This window comes from Psychrobacter sp. 4Dc (genome assembly GCF_002836715.1).
Classification (GTDB): Bacteria; Pseudomonadota; Gammaproteobacteria; order Pseudomonadales; family Moraxellaceae; genus Psychrobacter.
This window is the reverse complement of record NZ_PJAT01000094.1, coordinates 13,059-31,932: the sequence shown is the minus strand read 5'-3', so window position 1 is coordinate 31,932 and position 18,874 is coordinate 13,059. Positions and strand designations below refer to the sequence as shown.

General features: G+C 42.1%; 18 protein-coding genes. 15 read left to right on the top strand and 3 right to left on the bottom strand.

What is annotated here, in order from left to right; genetic code table 11:
- Nucleotides 1–441 precede the first annotated feature (441 nt).
- The 8 genes from htpG (at nt 442) to CXF61_RS07355 (ending at nt 8,113) form a co-directional block, all read left to right on the top strand.
- Nucleotides 442–2,415, top strand: a complete 1,974-nt coding sequence (htpG, locus tag CXF61_RS07390) for a molecular chaperone HtpG (RefSeq protein ID WP_165597730.1) — start codon at nt 442–444, stop codon at nt 2,413–2,415.
- 320 nt (nt 2,416–2,735) lie between these two features.
- Nucleotides 2,736–4,217: a C13 family peptidase gene (locus CXF61_RS07385; protein WP_165597729.1), complete on the top strand. Its 1,482-nt coding sequence runs from the start codon at nt 2,736–2,738 to the stop codon at nt 4,215–4,217.
- 112 nt (nt 4,218–4,329) lie between these two features.
- Nucleotides 4,330–5,220 (top strand): S-formylglutathione hydrolase, encoded by an 891-nt coding sequence (fghA, locus tag CXF61_RS07380; protein ID WP_114700582.1) that lies wholly within the window; start codon nt 4,330–4,332, stop codon nt 5,218–5,220.
- A 259-nt stretch (nt 5,221–5,479) separates the two neighbouring features.
- Entirely contained in the window at nt 5,480–5,731 is a 252-nt protein-coding gene (locus tag CXF61_RS14295; RefSeq protein ID WP_227526626.1) for a TIGR03643 family protein, read from the top strand.
- Between the two features lie 114 nt (nt 5,732–5,845).
- Nucleotides 5,846–6,535, top strand: coding sequence for a ribulose-phosphate 3-epimerase (rpe, locus tag CXF61_RS07370; RefSeq protein WP_057761380.1), 690 nt, complete (start codon nt 5,846–5,848; stop codon nt 6,533–6,535).
- Between the two features lie 211 nt (nt 6,536–6,746).
- On the top strand, nt 6,747–7,145 hold the full coding sequence (locus CXF61_RS07365) for a hypothetical protein (protein ID WP_165597727.1): 399 nt from the start codon (nt 6,747–6,749) through the stop codon (nt 7,143–7,145).
- A gap of 124 nt (nt 7,146–7,269) precedes the next feature.
- Entirely contained in the window at nt 7,270–7,581 is a 312-nt protein-coding gene (locus CXF61_RS07360) for a hypothetical protein (protein WP_057761376.1), read from the top strand.
- Between the two features lie 220 nt (nt 7,582–7,801).
- Nucleotides 7,802–8,113, top strand: a complete 312-nt coding sequence (locus tag CXF61_RS07355; RefSeq protein ID WP_101205798.1) for a hypothetical protein — start codon at nt 7,802–7,804, stop codon at nt 8,111–8,113.
- Between the two features lie 140 nt (nt 8,114–8,253).
- Here CXF61_RS07355 and rpmG read toward each other — a convergent pair whose 3' ends face one another.
- Nucleotides 8,254–8,409, bottom strand: coding sequence for a 50S ribosomal protein L33 (gene rpmG, locus CXF61_RS07350; RefSeq protein ID WP_010201403.1), 156 nt, complete (start codon nt 8,407–8,409; stop codon nt 8,254–8,256).
- A 128-nt stretch (nt 8,410–8,537) separates the two neighbouring features.
- Nucleotides 8,538–8,774: a 50S ribosomal protein L28 gene (gene rpmB / locus CXF61_RS07345; RefSeq protein WP_057761372.1), complete on the bottom strand. Its 237-nt coding sequence runs from the start codon at nt 8,772–8,774 to the stop codon at nt 8,538–8,540.
- A 485-nt stretch (nt 8,775–9,259) separates the two neighbouring features.
- Between rpmB and CXF61_RS07340 the strand changes: the two genes are divergently transcribed.
- Both CXF61_RS07340 and purU read left to right on the top strand, forming a co-directional pair.
- Nucleotides 9,260–11,569 (top strand): Ig-like domain-containing protein, encoded by a 2,310-nt coding sequence (locus tag CXF61_RS07340; RefSeq protein ID WP_165597726.1) that lies wholly within the window; start codon nt 9,260–9,262, stop codon nt 11,567–11,569.
- Nucleotides 11,570–11,765: 196 nt separating this feature from the next.
- Nucleotides 11,766–12,695, top strand: a complete 930-nt coding sequence (gene purU / locus CXF61_RS07335) for a formyltetrahydrofolate deformylase (protein WP_227526624.1) — start codon at nt 11,766–11,768, stop codon at nt 12,693–12,695.
- Nucleotides 12,696–12,782: 87 nt separating this feature from the next.
- On the opposite strand, the gene CXF61_RS07330 is transcribed toward purU, so the two are convergent.
- Nucleotides 12,783–13,574 carry a cytochrome C assembly family protein gene (locus CXF61_RS07330; protein WP_165597725.1) on the bottom strand — a complete coding sequence of 264 codons (792 nt, stop codon included), beginning with the start codon at nt 13,572–13,574 and terminating at the stop codon, nt 12,783–12,785.
- 425 nt (nt 13,575–13,999) lie between these two features.
- On the opposite strand from CXF61_RS07330, the gene ffh reads away from it, so the two are divergent.
- The 5 genes from ffh to CXF61_RS07305 all read left to right on the top strand — a co-directional run bounded on the left by ffh (nt 14,000) and on the right by CXF61_RS07305 (nt 18,803).
- On the top strand, nt 14,000–15,547 hold the full coding sequence (ffh, locus tag CXF61_RS07325; RefSeq protein WP_165597724.1) for a signal recognition particle protein: 1,548 nt from the start codon (nt 14,000–14,002) through the stop codon (nt 15,545–15,547).
- Between the two features lie 269 nt (nt 15,548–15,816).
- Nucleotides 15,817–16,518: a tRNA (adenosine(37)-N6)-threonylcarbamoyltransferase complex dimerization subunit type 1 TsaB gene (gene tsaB, locus CXF61_RS07320; RefSeq protein WP_165597732.1), complete on the top strand. Its 702-nt coding sequence runs from the start codon at nt 15,817–15,819 to the stop codon at nt 16,516–16,518.
- Between the two features lie 142 nt (nt 16,519–16,660).
- Complete coding sequence (locus CXF61_RS07315; RefSeq protein WP_165597723.1) at nt 16,661–17,503, top strand: undecaprenyl-diphosphate phosphatase; 843 nt, start codon at nt 16,661–16,663, stop codon at nt 17,501–17,503.
- A gap of 66 nt (nt 17,504–17,569) precedes the next feature.
- Nucleotides 17,570–18,469 (top strand): class I SAM-dependent methyltransferase, encoded by a 900-nt coding sequence (locus CXF61_RS07310; protein WP_165597722.1) that lies wholly within the window; start codon nt 17,570–17,572, stop codon nt 18,467–18,469.
- Between the two features lie 91 nt (nt 18,470–18,560).
- Nucleotides 18,561–18,803: a hypothetical protein gene (locus CXF61_RS07305; RefSeq protein WP_165597721.1), complete on the top strand. Its 243-nt coding sequence runs from the start codon at nt 18,561–18,563 to the stop codon at nt 18,801–18,803.
- Nucleotides 18,804–18,874 lie beyond the last annotated feature (71 nt).

Genomic DNA, 18,874 nt, shown 5'->3' with positions numbered 1-18,874 from the left:
GTAGCTAACAAGACAATATTACTAAAAAGATAATATTACTAACAAGCCGATGTTAATCGACATAGAGGTTACTATGAAAACCCATACTCAATTTTCAAAAAAGCTGACGACTCTCTGGGATATATTGATAGAAGCATATTCAGAGTAGTTGCTGTTGTTTGCACTTTGATTGCTATATCAGAAAATAACTGAGCAATTAAATGACGAAGCAAGTAAAAACCAAGCAAATAAATAACTGATACCAGAACACCGCCTTGGTAAACAAGCGCGGTGTTTTTTATTGAATAAAGCTTTTGAGCTTGAATTTTTTCTCAATGCCCCTATTAGTATAGACAGTTTAACGGTATTGCATACGGTAAGTTCTCTAACATTATGAGAACGGCTTTAGTGAGTATATCGTTATCTGATAATAGGTCTTTCATAGAATTTAAAGGAGTTTTTATGAGTGAAGCAACTCAAGCTGAAGGTCTGAATCCAGAATTAAAAAAACATACGTTTGAAGCGGAAGTGGCGCAGTTACTGCATTTGGTAACGCATTCACTATATTCTAACGCTGATATTTTTGTCCGCGAGTTGGTATCTAATGCGTCGGATGCTTGTGATAAGTTGCGCTTTGAAGGCACAAATGATGATAGCCTTTATGAAGATGATGGCGAATTAAAAATCCGTATCGCCGTCGATGAAGCTGCCAAAACTATTACCTTTACTGACAATGGTATTGGTATGAACGAAGCCGATGCAATCGAAAACTTAGGTACGATTGCTAAATCAGGCACCAAGGCATTTTTGGACAAATTGTCTGAATCACAAAAGCAAGACGGTCAATTGATTGGTCAATTCGGTGTTGGTTTTTACTCAGGTTTTATCGTGGCTGATACCATCAGTGTTGAATCACGCAAAGCGGGCGAGACTGCGGATAAAGGCGTGCGCTGGGTATCAGATGGTACTGGCAGCTTTACTGTTGAACCTATTACCAAAGACACGCGCGGTACGGCGATTACTTTGCACTTAAAAGAAGAATATAGCGAGGGTGAAGATAGCTACTTGGACCGCAGTAAAATCAAGCGCTTGGTCAATAAATACTCTGACCATATCAGCTTGCCAATTCAGATGCGTAAAGAGATCTGGCAAGAAGACGTAAAAGAAGACGAGAATGACGACACGCCTACTGGTGGCCAGATGGTACTCACTGATGACTGGGAAACAATCAATAAAGCCAGTGCACTATGGACTCGCTCTAGCTCTGAAATTGAAGATGATGAGTATGTCGATTTTTATAAGAATATCTCTTATGACATGGATGCGCCGCTTACTTGGACGCATAACCGTGTAGAGGGTCGCGTACAGTATACGCAGCTACTATATATTCCTAAAAAAGCACCAGTTGATCTATACACTCGTGAGCAGCAGCATGGTCTAAAGCTTTATGTGAAGCGCGTCTTTATCATGGACGAAGCTGAGCAATTGCTACCGATGTATTTGCGTTTCGTGAAAGGTGTGATTGATTCAGCAGACTTGCCATTGAACGTGAGCCGTGAGCTACTACAAGAGTCACGTGATGTAAAATCTATTCGTGATGGTAACGCTCGCCGTATCTTAACCTTACTCGCAAGCCTTGCTAATAGCGAAGACAGTGACAAGCAAGAGAAATTTGCACAGTTCTATGCAGAGTTCGGTGATGTCATCAAAGAAGGTCTAGGCGAAGATGCAGGCAATCAAGAACGTATTGCTAAGCTATTACGTTATGCCACCAGCACGCAAGATGGTTTGGTAACAAGCTTTGAAGATTATAAAGGTCGTATGAAAGATGGCCAAAAAGCCATCTATTACCTCACCGCTGATAACCTAGCCGCTGCGAAAAACAGCCCACAACTTGAGTTATTCAAGAAAAAAGGTATCGAAGTTATCTTGATGACTAGCCGTGTTGATGAATGGGCAATGAACTTCTTGACCTCATTCGATGAGACACCGCTGCAAAACATTGCCAAAGGCGCAGTAGACCTAGGCGACTTGCAAGATGAAGCAGAAAAAGCGGAAGCAGAGAAAGCACAAGAAACGCTAAAGCCAGTAGTTGATAAATTAAAGGCTGCGTTGGGCGAGCGTGCTAAAGACGTCAAAGTATCTACTCGTTTGGTTGATAGTCCAGCTTGTTTGGTTGTAGGTGAAGGTGAGCTATCACCACAAATGATTCAGATGCTACAGCAAATGGGTCAGGATGTACCAGCAAGTAAGCCAACGCTAGAAGTAAACCCTGATCATCCACTCATCAAGAAGCTTGAGAGCAGTGAGCAGTTTGATGACAGCTTTGATAATCTGGCACAAGTGATCTTTGATCAAGCATTGTTAGCAGATGGCGGTCAGCTAGACGATCCAGCCGCTTATCTAAAACGCGTCAATGAACTATTGATGAGATAATGTTTAGTAATTAGTAAGAAAGGGAGGCTTTATATAAGAGGCCTCCTTTTTTATTTGAATTTTTAGCCAAATTTGAGTGGATTTTACAAATCAGCCTTATCCTCTTAACCGACAATCCGTTACAATCGCGATAGATTAGCGAGCTAAAATATTAGGTAGTGCTAGTCATCTTCTATAATCACTCCATCGTGAATTCAATATAAATCGATGTCTGCATGCTGTACAAAAAATCGTCAATTGATTGCACCGCGCGGCTGTTACATTAAGATAATTATCATTGAGTCATTTTATTTTTCTCGACTGGCTAGAGGTCTAAGTCTTTGTCACTTACGTCGTTAAAAACCGTCTCGCTTCAGCGTTTTTCGCTCAATTTCGCTGCCAATATTATTGCAACCTTGTGGATGCTGGTAGGCTCAACACGGGCTTTTTCTTGGGTTAAACCTACTTTTGTACAGTTTGCCGTATTTGCGTTATTGGCGCTTGGTAGTAATGTCTTATTTTCATGGTTAGCTGCTGAAAGTGGCAGCATATTTAATGAGCAAGGATTGGTCAGTTATTTGATCTGGCCAATGATTATTTTGCTTGGTGGTATTATTTTGGCTCGGCGAGCCAGCAACCAAGCATTGGTATTTGTACCAGTAGTACTTTGGTTGGTGGCTGATACATTATCAGCCTTATTACAAAGCTTGGTGCAGTTTTTTGGTAGCTATGGTTGGTTGCCAAATTGGAGTTATTCGTTCTTACCAGTACTGTTTTTAGTACTGTTCTTATGGCAAACGCTAGCGTTACTTTGGATTTTCTCCCGTCGTCTGCGTATACCATGGTGGGAGCGAATCATTGTATTGGTCGGTGCGGTAGCGTTGCTGACTATCTGGCAGCGTAATGTCGCAGATCAGCCAATTTTTAAGCAAATACCTGTAGAGCCTGTATTAGAAGAGGCGGCACTGTATCAGCAGCCACGTCTATTACAGCAAGCATTGGATAGTATAGACCCAAGTATCGCTGGCAAAACCGACTGGTATTTTATGGGAGTCGCAGGATTCTCTGATCAAAACGTCTTTCGCTCTGAGATTAACAAGGTGCGCGAGCTGTTTGACGTGCGCTTTGGTACCAGTGGGCATTCACTATCGCTGATTAATAATACTTATAGCTGGCTCGATGAGCCAATTGCTACTAAGACCAGTATTTTGCGCGGCTTAAAGAAAATCGGTCAGCAGATGAATGCTGATGAAGATGTATTGTTCCTGACGTTGTCTTCACATGGTAACCAAGATATCGTTCAGTTGGCAAATCCGCCGCTTGCGATGGATAATTTAGATGCTACATGGTTGCGTGACGCGTTAGACGCATCTGGTATCCGCTGGCGTGTGATTGTGGTGTCTGCTTGCTACTCAGGTTCGTTTATTGACGAATTGGCATCGCCAACCACGGTAGTGATTACTGCATCAGCCGCTGACAAAGCATCGTTTGGCTGCACTAATACAGCTGAGATGACCTATTTTGGTCAAGCATTTTTTGCTGAAAGCCTACGAGGGAATACCAGTTTTGAGTCGGCTTTTAAGGATGCCAGTATACGGGTCAATGAGCGTGAGAGCGCAATGGGCTTTGAGCCATCAGAGCCGCAAATGGTCATTGGTAGCTTAATGGAGACAGCATTACCTGCATTTGAACAAGTATTGTTTGATAAGGCGCGCCCATCCGTTGCTAGTATTACAAATAATGCTACTTCTACAACGGTTAATATTTTACCTGACAGTGCTACTAATCTATCGGTAGACGAAGTAGAAATAGCCGTTGAATAAGCACAAAGTAAGATTTGGCATTTAATAAATTCTAATATTAGATTTACTATTAGATGATGAGCATTTATTAAACATCACCATTGGTTCTATTTTGAATAAAAGGATATCACTCATGCAAAATTCCTATAGTCATAGTTTATCTAACAATAAACAGCTTACCCAAAAAAGTGTGAATCGCTGTTTCAACGGTGAGCAGCATTATTATAGTCACGAGTCGACGTCTACCAAAACCTCTATGACGTTTAGTATTTATCTACCTGACGAAGCTCTGGCTGGACGACGTTGTCCTGCGATATTGTACCTATCAGGTTTGACATGTAATGCCGATAATGTCACTCATAAAGCGCATTTTCAGCAAAAATGCAGCGAGCTTGGTATGATACTTATCGCACCTGATACTTCGCCCAGAAGTAGTGAAGACAGCGATGTACCAAATGATGAGCGCTATTTTGTCGGGCAAGGCGCTAGCTATTATGTTGACGCGACTCAAGCGCCGTGGTCAGACAACTTCAACATGCAAAGCTACATCGTCGATGAGCTATATGACTTACTACGTTCAGAGTTTCCTATTCACAGTATCGGTGTCACAGGACACTCAATGGGTGGTCACGGCGCATTATTGCTAGGGTTCAAGTTCCCAAGTAAGTTTGTCAGCGTATCGGCTTTATCGCCAGTATGCGCAGCCAGTGAGTCTGCATGGGGGCAAGCTGCTTATACAGAGTACTTCGGTGATGATAAGTCTCTATGGGCACAAGCGGACGCCTCACAAATGATTGAAAAGGTCGGTCAGCAGTATTCGAGCATTTTGGTTGATCAAGGCGCAGCTGATAACTTCTTAGCAGAAGGTCAGCTACAGACCTCTAAACTACAAGACGCTTGTGCAAAAGCCAAACAGCCCTTAACATTACGCTATCAAGCGGGGCATGACCACAGCTATTATTTTATCCAAACGGTGATTAATGATCATATCGAACATCATTGGCATATGGCTCAAATGAGCTAAGATGTCGTTCAGATGACCGTGATACATTTTTCGCTATTCCATTCATGCTCAACAGGTGATTTTTATGGCAAGTTATCAAGATTTGACAGCTTTTAATTCAAAGAATAAGTCAGCAGATACGAGCTCTACAAAAGCGACTATGCAAGCTGATATGGATGCTGCTCTACAAAAGAAACAACGTAACATTGATTATAGTGATGAAGTGTCTCAAGTTAAGTCAGACGAGCTGATTGCAAAAACCGTCAACGACGCTGGCGACATAGTACTTGATGATGTGCAAATATCTCGCGTGATAGAGATGGCATGGGAAGATAGAACGCCCTTCGGTGCTATAGAGCATAGCTATGGTCTTGATGAGACTGGGGTTATCAAACTCATGCGCCAAGAGCTAAAGCCGTCATCTTTTCGCTTATGGCGTCAGAGAGTGAGCAATCGTGCTACTAAACATGAGGCAAAGCGCTCTTTCGAAGTTGGCCGTGCTTATTGCAAAACTCAATACAAGCAGCGTTAGATAATTAAGTATTTAACATCAGTACATAAAGGGCTTGCAGTATAGGTGAGCCGCTTGAAATTTCCTTTTTAATTTATCAATATCTTATATAAACATGAATTAGGTAGCTCAATTATGAACAGTCCTGCTAAACCTTATCTTATTGCACCGTCGATACTCTCAGCTGATTTCGCGCGGTTGGGCGAAGAAGTGGAGAAGGTACTAGAGTCGGGTGCCGATGTGATTCATTTTGATGTAATGGACAACCATTACGTACCCAATTTGACGTTTGGTAGCATGATTTGTAAGGCGTTGCGCGACTATGGTGTTGAAGCGCCAATTGATGTGCATCTTATGGTTTCACCTGTCGATAGTATGATTGAGCAGTTCTTGGAAGCAGGTGCTAGTATCATTACCTTTCATCCTGAAGCCAGCGCTCATATCGATCGCTCACTTCAACTGATTAAAGATGGCGGTGCGGAGTGTGGCTTGGTATTAAACCCAGCGACCCCGCTGCATTATCTTGATTATGTCATGGATAAAGTAGATCAGATTTTATTAATGAGTGTGAACCCAGGCTATGGTGGACAGTCGTTTATCGATAGTACTTTAGATAAAGTCCGTCAGGTACGTCAGCGTATTATTACTAGTGGCCGAGATATTCGATTGGAAGTTGATGGCGGTATCAAAGCCAGTAATATACGTGCGATTGCTGAAGCGGGTGCTGATATGTTCGTTGCGGGTTCTGCGATTTTTAATCAAGAAGATTATAAAGCGGCTATTGATGAGATGCGCGCAGAGTTGCTATTAGCCAACAACAGCTAGCGAGCGTTATATGGTTAATAAACGCTATTAGCCATACAATAACAATATTAGAATGTGCTGTATAACTTATGACTATAATAGTTAACCCCATATAAAAGAGCGACAGCGTTAACCTTGCTTGAAGTATCGCATTACATCTGCACTCAGTTGCCTTGTTTCTCTTTTAAATTGAATCAACTCTATATAACGGTCAGTCACGCAAAGGTGAAATATGGACACAAACAATTCTACCCGTTCAACAGAGCCTTCTGAGCAAGCAAGCTCTCATGAAGCGTTGAATCAGCAAGCTAGGCAAGCACTTGAAAGTGAAACACCGCAGCGCAGTTTGGTACCTAAAGGTATCACCATTGGCTTAGCGATGTTTGCACTTGTACTGAGCTTGGCAGGTTATGGCTTTCGCCTGATGGTGGGTGATGATGTTGAAACAGTGCTACGTCATGCTGCAGTCATTGTGCCTGCATTTATGCTAGGCATTCCGCTGTTCTTTTGGGTAGGCTCTCGCATACTTAATAAAGTTAAAGGCCTGCATATCGAAAGTTGGAATGCGATTAGTTTGGGTTATTTGACCTCTTGTATATCGATGCTATGGCTGATGGGTACTTATAGTTAAGTTGTTTAGCTGCAGATATAATGCTTTTTCGCGTCTCTATTATTTATTCGCGCCTATATAATGTCGTAATATTTTATATTTTTAATCATTAAACCATGTCCTACAAGCATGACTGGAATTTTATATGAGAATCGTACCAGCCAGTATTGCTAAAATTATCTATCCTAAAGACTTACCAAATGGCTTATTTACCAGCTTAATTATCGCTTGTTTATTAATGGGATTGGCGTCACTACGTCACGGAACCGACCTACAAGGTTGGCTAAATGTCATTGAGAATTGGTTGCTTATGCTGCTGATATTGCCCACTGCGACGGCCACCGTTGCACTGCCATTTAAGTATCGTGATCCTAGCCTTGAACTAAAGCTGGTTTATTACCTTGGAATGTTTGTGGCCTTCTTATTTACATTAGGAAAGTTGCGTTATTGGCACTAATATATACAAATGACATGGCATTCAAGTTTGCTTTTATAGCGAAGACTTATGTGACAGCCCTTGAATTCGAGTGTTAAAGCGTCCATTGTATGAGTAAGACAGATTTACCCGCGTTACTGTAAGATGATAGCTTTGCCAAATGCAATTTCTATAATGAATAGCTTCTTTGCAATGACTGGTTTGTTTGCGCGTGATGAACGGGACAATAAGGAACATATTAATGCCATACGATATCGATAATGATATAGAAGTAGATAACGAGAGTAGCGATCAGTTTGCAGGATTTGCCAAAGAAACCACGTTAGAGCTGGTGGAAGCAGATGATGGTAGATTGTTGTTGCGTGATGCTGAACAAGATGAAGCACCGCTGATGACTATTGATTTTTCTGACAAGCTAAAAGAGCTACTTGGTAGCGATACTCAAGCGATTGGTCAACACATGATTCATGCTGCGATTCAGGTCATTATGCAAAAGCAAATGAGTAAATGGCATGCGCATGTATATGATAAAGAACCAACACACTACAGCTAATCTTTAGTTTGTTAGCGAGCTGGAGATAGCTAGATATACAAGCATAAAAAAAGGGTTTATCAATTGATAAACCCTTTTTTTGTTCAAATAACTTCTTTATAGAAAGTATTTATAAAAATGCCTTCTACAAATGATGGGAGTTATTTGATTTTAGCTTCTTTAAAGATCACGTGCTGGCGTACTTTTGGATCAAACTTTTTGATTTCCATTTTGCCAGGCATAGTGCGCTTGTTTTTAGTAGTGGTGTAGTAATACCCAGTACCAGCTGTTGATACTAATTTAATTTTATCTCTCATGATAGCTTTCCTGTAAATGAGGGGTCTTCAAACGATAGGTACGTGTCTCAAAGAGTGAGTTGCCACAACTAATGTAGCAAAACAGTAGCCTAAATGATGAGAGTCATCACTCAGCTGCTATTTTTAACTTAAACTTTTTGACCTTGTGCGCGTAGATCCGCTAACACTTTATCGATACCAAGTTTGTCAATGATGCGCATACCTTTGGTAGACACACGTAGACGTACAAAGCGGTTTTCAGACTCTACCCAAAAACGATGGTTGTGAAGGTTTGGTAGAAAGCGACGACGGGTTTTGTTGTTTGCATGCGAAACATTATTACCCACCATAGGGCGCTTTCCAGTCACTTGGCAAACTCGAGACATGGCGAACTCCTAATCTATGAGGTATGAGTTTTTCTCATACCAGTCTGGGCAAGTTGCACGTTTTTGCGGCATGGACACAGCAAGCGGCAGCTTTGCACCAAACAAAACTATATGAAGGTTGAGCTGGTTTTGCTGCTATCTAAAGGCAAATAACAGGCTGACCAATTCAGAAAATTTTAAAGCCGACATTTATACCATAAAACAGATGAATACTCAAATATTTTTACAATAACTGTTGGATTAAAGGAGGGCTATTATACCCTGAAATGAGCGCGCTATGTTGTTGATTGTTTAATAGTAAAGATTAATTTTTAGTTGTAAGTTATAACAAAAGTCAGTAAAGTTGCTGTTATATATTTAATACAATCTGTTAATACATCGGTATCACTGTAAATCTAAGTATCATTACCAATCTTCTTTAATTCTGTGTAATGGTTTTCTGCCTTTTTGCTCGAATAAATTACTGCTCATGCGGAGTCAAAAACATGTCATATCCCTCGCTACCTACTTCTAAGTTGTTTCAACTGACAGCGCTAACCTTATCATTGGCCTTGGCAGGTTGTGGTGGTGGGGGCACAGATACGGTTGCGCCAGAGCCTGATTTGGGTGTGCAACTACCTGGTACGGATAATGGCGGCGGTACAGAAGTTCCAGTGGGTGCTTTAAATATTAGTAGTAGTCAATTGGTAGATGCAGACAATAACCCAATAAATGCTATTGGTCTAGAAGGGGCTTACTACGAAGTTTTAGTAACTGACGATAATAGTGAGCCTGTTATTGGTGCTAGAGTGAGCTTTTCAATCGATGCCGAAGGCATTGCTTTGTCACAAACAACATCAGGATCTACTCTAACGAACAGTGATGGCGAAGCTCGTATATTTTTAAAGCCTAATGCTCCTGATGTTTCGGGCGCTTATATTATTACTGCGAATGCGAGTAATGGTAATAATACCGCGATTGATAACCTGACTTTTTCAGTGCAGGCGACTAATGTGAGTTTGAGTGCATTGCAAGTTACTGACTCACAACTAAATGCAGGTGGACAGACAGCTGTATCTTTAAAAACCACTGATACGAGTGGTAACGCCATTAGTGGTGTACTGGTCAACTTAAATGCTCCTTGCGGTCAGCTACCTGAGCAAGTTACCTCCGATGAAAATGGCATGGTTGATTTTGTGTACAAAGCCATTAACGTCGATAATACTTTGTGCAGTGGTGCTGTGCGAATATCAGCCAGTACTGGTGGCGTTACTCAATCGGCTAGCGTTTCTATACAGGCTCCTGAAGCGACTTCCATTGTCTATACAGCTAATGATCTAACGCTAGGTATTCAAAATAGTGGCTCCTCAGCAACAGGCGCAGTTGAGTTTACTGTATTTTCAAATAGAACGCCGCTTGCCAACGCCGAGGTAACTTTGTCCTTGGAAAAATCTCCGTTAGGGCTAACTTTTGGTGTACTTGGCAATACATCTAATATACCTGCTACTACTGATAGTAATGGTGTTGTATCAGTTAATATTTATCCAGGTACAACGCCTGGGCCCGTAGAAATAAAAGCTACTTTGGATAGTGATCCTCGCATCAATGCCCTATCAAAAAATATTTCTATTGCAAGCTCAAGGGTGACTCAGACAGGTCTTAGCCTATCATGGGAAAAGAATGTTTTGGATTGGTCTTTAGATGGCGATACTAGTAATATTACAGCGCGTATGGTCGATCGTAATGGCAATGCAGTACCTGATGGTACGGTCATTAATTTTACAGCTGAAGGTGGCAAGGTAACTTCAAGCTGTCCAACTAGCAATGGTGTATGTTCGGTCACTTTCTCAACGCAAAATCCACGTCCAGGTGATGGGCGTGTGAGCATTCTAGCGGTAGCGGAAGGTGAAAAAGATTATATTGATTTGAATCAAAATAACGCTTGGGACAAAGATACCGATATTTTAGTTCATAATATCGGTGATACTTTCCGTGATGACAATGAAAACGGCACTTATCAACTTGGTGAGTTTACTTATCCGTTAACGACGAGTGCTAGTGAGTCATGCGATAATAACCTTGATCGATATATTAATCTTAAGTTTCCATCATTATCTGATTTGAAAAGAATGCAGTATAAGGCAAATTATATTGGTGAGTTTGTCTCGCCAAATAAAGTTAATACCTGTAATAACGATTTGGATGCTGTAGTGCGTTATCAGGGTATTACTTTGCTTTCTGATAAGGATGCTAGATTCACGATAATCGCCCCCCAACTCAATGCGCAAACGCAAGAAGTCTATGCTAATAACAGTCTGATTTCGATAAGAATGAATAGTGATGGTTTTTATGATCTAAACCCTATGCCTTCTGGTACTACAATTAGTGCTACGGCTACTGACAATACTGATTCTGATTCGATTAATATTGATGTGAGTCCATCTGGTCGAGCTAATACTTATGATCTTGTGTTCAGCGGCGTAGAGTCTGGACGCATTTTAAAATTTACTCTTGATGAAACCACATACACAGCCACAGAAAATGATAATGGCACATATGTTTTTGAAGATTTAGAAAGAGATACTCCACCAACAGCTGATGATATTCAGGTAGAGAGCGAAGATGGTTCTTGTTCGGCTGAGATACGCTCTGGCGTAGAAAAAGTACCTGCTAATGTCGCTACTGGTAGTCCTGGAGACAATTTGGGCACTATTACTACATTTAAGTTGAAAGACTGTTCAGCTGGTGATGAGTTTACAGTAATAGCGACTACTCCAAGAGGTAACGTCACGAAACTTACTTATCCAATTCGCTGAGGCGTATTTCAAATAAAAAACCCCCGACCCTACGTTGGGGGTTTTTGCATTGTATTTTCAAATAACTAAATCATCCTAAATAACCAAAAACAACCAACTCGCTCAGCAAAACATCGCAAAAAAGATTAAAATAACCGGTTTACTACGCTGTCAGTCAATTCAGCGAACAGTCATCATTTTTTATATTGGGCGTATTATGTCAGAAAATACCAAAACGGCTTCATCATCAAATACAACAAACACAGCCTCGCAGAGCAAACAGATTCCTAGCTTTACTGATACAGCGACATTGCTCATCAAATGTAAAGATCAGGCTGGCATCGTGCAAGCAGTCTCTGAATTTATTCATCGTTACGGCGCGAATATCATTACGCTCGATCAGTATTCGACGGCTCATGAAGGTGGTCAATACTTCATGCGCTTGGAGTTTGCTCTGGCAGGCTTGAGCGATATCATCGATAATTTTGAAGCCAGCTTTGCGCATACCGTGGCTAAACGCCATAACATGGACTGGCGTCTACATAACAATGCTACCAAGACCAGAGTGGGTATTTTGGTCTCAAAGTTTGATCATGCATTGTTAGATTTACTGTGGCGACATCAGCGTGGCTTGCTAGATTGCGAGATTACTTGTGTGGTCAGTAACCATCCTGACTTACAGCAAGCGGTCGAAAACTTTGGTATCACCTTTCACCATGTGCCCGTGACCAAAGAGAATAAGGCCGAAGCAGAAGAGCAAATTCATCAGTTGATGGTAGGTAATGACTTACTGGTGTTGGCGCGTTATATGCAGATATTGTCGTCTGATTTTGTGAAACGCTGGCCGATGCAAGTGATTAATATCCATCATTCGTTCTTGCCTGCGTTTGTGGGTGCAGATCCATACCGTCAAGCTTATGATAAAGGCGTCAAGCTCATTGGGGCAACTGCGCACTATGTCACAGCGGAGCTTGATCAAGGCCCTATCATTGAGCAAGATGTACACCGCGTGACGCATCGCCAAGGGGTAACAGAATTACGTGCGATTGGACGTGATATCGAACGCAATGTATTGGCTCGTGCTGTCAATTGGCATGTGCAGAATCGTGTGATTGTGGCGGGTAATAAGACAGTCGTATTTAACTAAGAAAAATGAGTAGTGAGTCTGCTAAAAATATAAAAAAAGGCGGTCAGTAGCAACAGTTACTGACTGCCTTTTTTATGATGTGATATTTTATAGGAGCATTTCTAAGACGAACTTGCTACCAACAAAGCCAATAGCCAATAGGATAAAGGCATAAATAGTGATATTGGCTGCACGTTTGCCTCGCCAGCCTGCACGCCAGTTACCGAATAGTAGTACACCAAATAACAACCACGATAGTAGACTAAAAACAGTCTTATGCACGATATGTTGCGCCATCAAGTCTTGTACATAGATAAACCCAATCCCCAGTGCGATACTGAGCAATACAAAGCCTACCAACAGCATATCGAATAATAAACTCTCCATACTTTGCAATGAGGGTAGCTTATTGACCCAAAATCGATGAATGGTATGATGCTTGAGCTCACGTATTTGTAGACGTAGAAATAGCGCTTGTACCGCCGCCATCAACAGCACACAATAGGCAGCCAATGATAATATGATATGGATTTCAAGTCCGATACTGATATCAGTCAATGGTTGATAAGGGGCGCGGCCGAAATAACCGACAGTCATACCTATTAGCGCAGTGGGTGCAGCCAAAATACCAAGGCTAAGAATAGGGCGGTATAAACAGAACAACAGATAAAAGAATAAGAAAAATAAACTGGTCAGACTGATGATGTTAAATAAGTTGAAATTTAAACCATACAGCGTCACAACGTATGGATATAGCAGTGCGGCATGTGCCGCCATGCCGACCAGCAATAAGCCCAAACTGAGGCTTTTGTGGATAGTTTTGTCCTGAACCAGCGCCCAACCAATATGGATGCTGACTAAGATATAAGCTATGCTAGCAAGTAAGAATGCAAAGTGCACAGATAAAAAGCCTCATCTTATACTGAGCATAAACTGCCGCTCAATGTGTCGCTAAAGTGGTATTATCAGAATGATTAGAATAATCGTCCAATTTATCATAAAATGGGTGCCAATTGAGCACCATCTTGCTTATAACTTATAAATGATCGGCAGTGTTGCATAGCGCAAAACATAAAATATGTCATCTATAAAAAGTTAACTACAATTATAAGCGCTGTGTCCTTTGTGAAACGACTATAAATTTTGAGCCATGTTAATGCTATAGTATTGATAATATAATTCTTTTATCATGTCCCTTGTCATGCAATATCCTAATATCTTATAGCGTATCATAATATTATTTATGAACCATTTTAATGGTTTGATTTAGAGTTATTTTAATTGCGTATTATTTAATTGAAAACCATTTTAATTGAGAGTTATTTATGTTTGATACCTTAACAGAACGCTTATCGTCGAGCCTACGTAACATCGTCGGTACCGGACAGTTGACCGAAGACAATATCAAAGACACGCTACGTGAAGTGCGTATGGCGTTGTTAGAAGCTGATGTGGCGTTGCCTGTCACTCGTGATTTTGTAAAACGCGTAAAAGAACAAGCGCTTGGTGCTGAGGTGCTAAAAGAGTTAGCGCCAGGTCAAGCCTTTGTCAAAATCGTACACGACGAGCTGACCGAAATGATGGGCAGTGCCAATCAGCAGTTAGAGATGACAGGTAAGGCGCCTGTTGTTTATTTGCTAGCAGGTTTGCAAGGTGCGGGTAAAACGACTACAGCTGGTAAGTTGGCCAAATATCTACAAGAGCGCCAAAAGAAAAAAGTCATGCTAGTCTCTGCTGACGTTTATCGTCCAGCGGCTATCAAACAGCTTGAGCAAGTAGCCGGTCAGGTGAATGCTAAGTTTGTGAACTCAAGCACAGATGAGAATCCAATTGATATCGCAAAGCGTGCGATAGAAGAAGCCAAAATCCAATATCAAGATATCCTGATCATTGATACCGCTGGTCGTCTACATATCGACGATACCATGATGGATGAGATTAAGGCGCTAACTGCTGCGGTTAACCCATCTGAGACGCTATTCGTCGTCGATGCGATGACAGGTCAAGATGCGGCCAATACTGCAAAAGCCTTCAATGATGCCTTGCCATTAACAGGTGTCATCCTGACCAAAACAGACGGTGATGCTCGCGGCGGTGCGGCGCTTTCTGTACGTGCTATCACCGGCAAGCCAATTAAGTTCTTGGGTCGCGGTGAAAAACTAGACGAGCTAGAGCTGTTCCACCCTGAGCGTATCGCGCAGCGTATCCTAGGTATGGGTGACGTACTGAGTCTGGTCGAAGAGGTTGAGCAGAAAATTGACCGTGATAAAGCCGAAAAAATGGCGAAAAAGATGCAAAAGGGCGGTGACTTTGACCTTGAGGATCTATTGACTCAGTTTCAGCAGATGAAGAGCATGGGCGGCATGGCAGGTTTCTTGGATAAGATGCCTGGTATGGGCGGCTCAGATATGCAAAAAGCCGTCGAAGACGCCAAACCAGAAGAAAAAGTACGTGAAATGGAAGCATTAATCAATTCGATGACGCCATTTGAGCGCAAAAACCCTGACAAGATTAACCCAAGTCGTAAGCGCCGTATCGCTGCAGGTTCAGGACGTGAGATTCAAGACGTTAACCGCTTGCTCAAGCAACACAAGCAGATGGCAAAAATGATGAAAATGATTTCAAAGCCTGAAGGCATTAGTAAAATGATGAAGTCTATGCAAGGATTAATGGGCGGCGGCGGTGGAGCAGGTGGCGGCGGTCCATTGTTTGGCGGTGGCGGTCAGCAAGGTGGTACTAAAGACGTGAATCCAGAACAAATGGCCAAGCAAATGGGACTGGATCCAAATAACATGCCAAGCACTGAAGAGATGCAAAAGCAAATGCAAGAAATGCAAAACCAAGCACCAAAGAAGTTCAAAACCCGCTTTTAAATAACAATTAGTTGTTTTTAAGACGTTTGATAAAAGCCCCGAAGCAAATGAAGCTTTGGGGCTTTTATCGTTATCAGTTGCAGATAAACACTGATGGATAAAGTGTGAAAAATATAGAAATTAATAAAATTCGTGTACCCTAAATGCTATGATAGGCGCTGCTCCATTCTGTCAGTATTCTTATAGTGCATGAACGATGGATCGTGATGAAAAATTAGTAAAATCTGACAAATCAATTTAGAACGCCAAAAGTAAAAGCCGAGGTTGTGATGTTTTTAGCAATGGATACCGTGTTCGACCAGTGTTCGATCGCGATTTTAGATTCGAGTGGACAGGTACTATCGAGCCATACCGAAACAGGAAAGCGTCAGCAGACTCAGCAGATTTTACCCATGATTGATGCTGCATTATCCGAGGCGCAGTTACGTCTTGCTGATATACAGGCTTTGATATTCAATCGCGGGCCGGGTGCGTTTAGTGGTATCCGCATCAATACGGCAGTGGTACAGGCTCTGTCTGTAGCGCATGATTTGCCTTGTGTTGGCGTCTCAAGCCTGCAAGCAATCGCACAATGCGCGTATCAGAAGTATGGGCTGACACATCTATACAGCGCCCTTGATGCTCGTATGCAGCAAGTCTACTTTGGGCAGTATGAGTTGGTAACTGACGACCAATTAGGTCAAAGCATTATGCAGCCAGTATTGGCTGATGGTACTGATAGTACAGAGCAGCTATTAGATTATGATAGCCAAACAGAGCTCAACCTGCCTATTGCGGGTAATGGCGCAACGCTGTTGGCACGACATGATCAGCAAGACTGCCATGAAGATGTTTGGCCAGATGCGGTTGTCATTGGGCAGCTTGGTATTGCTCAGTTTGCAAATGATGGTGGTACGGAAGCATCGCAGGCATTGCCAAAATATCTACGTAATCAAGCTTGGAAAACACTTAAAGAGCAAGGCAAAGCATAGCTTTATAAATATGTTTTTTGCAGCCAGCTTTTTAGTGTTTAGCAAGCGCATATCAATATGAAATCAACGTTAATATAGGACAGCCAATCGGTCTGTTTTTAGGCCAGTTTTTTCAGGCCAGTCTGTTTCTAGGAAAGTCACTGTGGATATAGTTTTATTCGTTCAAGCTGTCATCATGGGTATCGTTGAAGGTATCACTGAGTTTTTACCCATCTCTAGTACGGGATATTTGATTTTATCAGCAGATGTGATGGGTTTCTGGACTAAAGAAAAAGTCGATTTATTTGTTGTTGTTGTGCAGCTTGGCGCTATTTTGGCAGTGATTTATGACTATTGGGGTAGATTGTGGCAAGCGTTGATGGGTTTGCTGACTGGCAAAGCAGAGGGCATGACCAATCCTAGACAGCTGGGACTGAGTCTGATTGTCTCTACTATCCCTGTGATGATTGTTGGTTTTACCTTTGCCGATGAAATCAAAGCTTATTTGTTTAATCCTATCGTCGTTGCCATTATGCTCATCATCGGCGGTCTGCTGATATTTTATGTGGAAAAGCGTCCTAAAACGGTCATTGCAGAAGAAGCAGAAGATGTCAGCATAAAAACTGCGTTGATGATTGGTTTGTTTCAATGTTTAGCTCTTATACCAGGGACATCACGTTCGGGCGCTACTATTATTGGTGCGTTGTGGTTAGGTGTCTCACGTAAGGCTTCTGCTGAGTTTTCTTTCTTTTTGGGTATTCCTGTCATTGTAGGCGCGGCACTGTTGGACTTAGTCAAACATGGTGACGTACTGACCAACAGTGAAGACTGGCTGGTGCTAGGTATCGGAACCATCGTATCATTTGTAGTGGCGTTACTCTGTATCCGCTTGCTCGTGGCATGGGTAAGTCGCCGCGACTTTACTATCTTTGCTTGGTTGCGCATTATCACGGGTGTTATCGTGTTGGTCGCCGCTTGGGGCTTTGGTTATCAAATGGCTGGCTAGATTTGCGTTATGATTTAACACGGCAGTAATTCATAGTGAAAACAAGCAGCAGATAGGATGATGGTTATGACCGATGTGCCCCAAACGTATGACGAGACAGGTGCTGTTGTACATTGTCAGTTATTCTACGTCGATAACAGCCAGCAAGCACAGGTTGAGCGTTTACAGTCATTGATAGCTGAGCATACATTACCAATTATCTTAGATATCGAGGTCGCTACAGAGAAGTTAACTCAAAAGCGTCGTCAGCAGTTGAGCCAAGCATCTACTCAGCCTATTTTATTATTAGATGATAAAGACAAGCTATCATGGTTAAGTGATGGGCTCAGTGTGGCACCTGAGTGGGACAAGTTGCAGCGCCGTGTAGTGAGTGCTGGCCGTAAGTCTGAGCTGCTATTACAAGCGGCCAAAATCACATCAGATAGTCATGTTATTGATGCAACTGCTGGCTTTGGGCATGATAGTTTGATATTGGCCAGTACTGGTGCCCAAGTCACTATGCTTGAGCAGCAGCCATTGATGGCATTGCTGTTACTTGTAGAGCAGCAGCGTATGAGTGCGCTACCCAATTGGCAAAAGCTCATGAGCCGTCTACATATTATCAATGCTGATGCACTCAGTTATTTTGCGAATCTAGAGGCTGGTACCGTAGCCGATAACGCTATTGCAATCGATGTCGTCTATTTGGATCCGATGTTTCCAGAGGATAGCTATGAAGATAGCAAGACAGGCAAAGGGGCAAAAGTCGGTAAGCATATGCAAGCACTGCACCAACTGGCTCGTCCACCAACATCAGATGAAGAGCGACAGCTGCTAAGTAGTGCGCAGGCTGTTGTTAAACAAAGTATGCAAGGCCAAGGTCGCGTGATCGTAAAGCGTCCACAGTTTGCACCGCTGCTTGCTGATGAGCCAGCTAGTGAAAGCTGGCATAATGAAGCCGTACGCTTTGATGGGTATTTTGTCTGATAGCTGCTGTTTGCGGTAAAGAATGTACGATTATAAATGTACGCAATTAATCAGCTTATGTGTTCAGAATTAATGGATTTAGGAGCAAGGAATGTCAGCGTTAATCATTTGGGTTATGGGTGCAGTTTTACTGTTGATTAATATCATGCTGCGTACTCGCATTCTTCGGCTTGAGGCACGGTTAAAAGAGCTGAGCAATCCACAAGAGCAGCTAGTATTTTTACGTCAACAAGCAGCCAAAAAAGACAAAGTCCTAGCGCTGAATGCATTACGCAAGCAATATCCTGAGCTATCACTGACCGAAGCAAATAAATTATGGCAACAAATTCAGTAGCCAGACCATTAAACTTAGTGGTTAGTCTATTAAAACTAAGCAACCAGCCCCTTCAAAAATTAATTTAGTTG

What these genes read in the sequence shown, in the direction of transcription:
- CXF61_RS07355 (WP_101205798.1), top strand. Translation starts at nt 7,802, where the DNA reads ATGCCATACGATATCGATAATGATATAGAAGTAGATAACGAGAGTAGC.
- CXF61_RS07365 (WP_165597727.1), top strand. Translation starts at nt 6,747, where the DNA reads ATGGACACAAACAATTCTACCCGTTCAACAGAGCCTTCTGAGCAAGCA.
- rpmG (WP_010201403.1), bottom strand. Translation starts at nt 8,409, where the DNA reads ATGAGAGATAAAATTAAATTAGTATCAACAGCTGGTACTGGGTATTAC.
- CXF61_RS07340 (WP_165597726.1), top strand. Translation starts at nt 9,260, where the DNA reads ATGTCATATCCCTCGCTACCTACTTCTAAGTTGTTTCAACTGACAGCG.
- CXF61_RS07360 (WP_057761376.1), top strand. Translation starts at nt 7,270, where the DNA reads ATGAGAATCGTACCAGCCAGTATTGCTAAAATTATCTATCCTAAAGAC.
- CXF61_RS07310 (WP_165597722.1), top strand. Translation starts at nt 17,570, where the DNA reads ATGACCGATGTGCCCCAAACGTATGACGAGACAGGTGCTGTTGTACAT.
- tsaB (WP_165597732.1), top strand. Translation starts at nt 15,817, where the DNA reads ATGTTTTTAGCAATGGATACCGTGTTCGACCAGTGTTCGATCGCGATT.
- ffh (WP_165597724.1), top strand. Translation starts at nt 14,000, where the DNA reads ATGTTTGATACCTTAACAGAACGCTTATCGTCGAGCCTACGTAACATC.
- CXF61_RS07305 (WP_165597721.1), top strand. Translation starts at nt 18,561, where the DNA reads ATGTCAGCGTTAATCATTTGGGTTATGGGTGCAGTTTTACTGTTGATT.
- rpe (WP_057761380.1), top strand. Translation starts at nt 5,846, where the DNA reads ATGAACAGTCCTGCTAAACCTTATCTTATTGCACCGTCGATACTCTCA.
- rpmB (WP_057761372.1), bottom strand. Translation starts at nt 8,774, where the DNA reads ATGTCTCGAGTTTGCCAAGTGACTGGAAAGCGCCCTATGGTGGGTAAT.
- purU (WP_227526624.1), top strand. Translation starts at nt 11,766, where the DNA reads ATGTCAGAAAATACCAAAACGGCTTCATCATCAAATACAACAAACACA.
- htpG (WP_165597730.1), top strand. Translation starts at nt 442, where the DNA reads ATGAGTGAAGCAACTCAAGCTGAAGGTCTGAATCCAGAATTAAAAAAA.
- fghA (WP_114700582.1), top strand. Translation starts at nt 4,330, where the DNA reads ATGCAAAATTCCTATAGTCATAGTTTATCTAACAATAAACAGCTTACC.